Raw genomic sequence first — 1,410 nt, 5'->3', positions numbered from 1 at the left:
CCTGTGGGAGCTGGCTTGCCTGCGATGGGCCGCGAAGCGGCCCCGGCAATCCATGAGGTAACACCGTGCACTCCACCGACGTGATCATCCTCGGCGCCGGCGCCGCCGGCCTGATGTGTGCTCAACTCAGCGCGCGCCGTGGCCGCCGTGTGCTGCTGCTCGACCATGCCAACAAACCGGGCAAGAAAATCCTCATGTCCGGCGGCGGGCGCTGCAACTTCACCAACATGTACACCGAACCCGCCAATTTCCTCTCGCAGAACCCGCACTTCTGCAAGTCGGCGCTGGCCCGCTACACCCAGTGGGACTTCATCGAGCTGGTGGCCAAACACGGCGTGCCGTACCACGAGAAGAAGCTCGGCCAGCTGTTCTGCGACAACAAGTCCAGCGACATCCTCGACATGCTCCTGGCCGAATGCGACGACGCCGGCGCCGAGCTGCGGATGAACACCAGCATCGAGCAGATCGAGAAGACCGACAGCGGTTATCGCCTGCAGACCAGTGCCGGTGTATTTGCCTGCCAGTCGCTGGTGATCGCCACCGGCGGTCTGTCGATCCCAACCCTGGGCGCAACCGGCTTCGGCTACCAGGTCGCCCGCCAGTTCGGCCACGCCCTGCTGCCGACCCGCGCTGCGCTGGTGCCGTTCACCATCACCGAGCCCCAGCTCAAGGCATTGTGCACCGAGCTCTCCGGCACCTCGCTGGACTGCATCGCCAGCTGCAACGGCACCAGCTTCCGCGAAAACCTGCTGTTCACCCATCGCGGCCTGAGCGGCCCGGCGATCCTGCAGATTTCCTCGTACTGGGAAGCGGGCGACACCCTGGAGATCAATCTGTTGCCCGACCGCGACGCGCTGGAGTGGCTGCAAGGCGTGCAGGCCGAACGCCCCAACAGCGAGCTGAAGACCGTGCTGGGCGAGGTGTTCACCCGCAAGCTGGCGACCCTGCTGGCCGAGCAGTGGTTCGTTTCGAAACCCTTGAAGCAGTACACCCCGGCAGAATTGACCCAGATCGCCGGGCAGCTCGCGGCCTGGCAACTGGTACCGGCAGGCACCGAGGGCTACCGCACCGCGGAAGTGACCCTGGGCGGCGTCGACACCCGCGAGGTGTCGTCCAAGACCATGGAGTCGCTCAAGAGCCCGGGATTGTTCTTCATCGGCGAGGTGCTGGACGTCAGCGGGCACCTGGGCGGGTTCAATTTCCAGTGGGCGTGGGCTTCTGCCAACGCAGCGGCGCAGTTCGTTTAGAGTAGAATCCTTTCAGCACGGAACGCTTCTTGCTGGTCTGTGCCGGGAAGGTTTGACCGAGTGCGCTGCCCTTCGCGGGGAAAAACAACCCCCCCAAAACTTCCCTGCCCCCACAGAGAGGAGACTCCCCCCCAAAAAAAAACAACCACAACCCTCCCCAAAC

General features: G+C 64.3%; 1 protein-coding gene. It reads left to right on the top strand.

Features of this window, described 5'->3' with window-relative positions; genetic code table 11:
* Positions 1-65 precede the first annotated feature (65 nt).
* Positions 66-1,247, top strand: a complete 1,182-nt coding sequence (locus ACPZMI_RS16860) for a BaiN/RdsA family NAD(P)/FAD-dependent oxidoreductase (protein WP_186665858.1) — start codon at positions 66-68, stop codon at positions 1,245-1,247.
* Positions 1,248-1,410: the final 163 nt, after the last annotated feature.

The sequence above is a fragment of the Pseudomonas wayambapalatensis genome, assembly GCF_049942315.1.
Classification (GTDB): Bacteria; Pseudomonadota; Gammaproteobacteria; order Pseudomonadales; family Pseudomonadaceae; genus Aquipseudomonas; species Aquipseudomonas wayambapalatensis.
The sequence above is the reverse complement of the archived record's forward strand: the minus strand, read 5'-3'. Positions and strand labels throughout refer to the sequence as shown.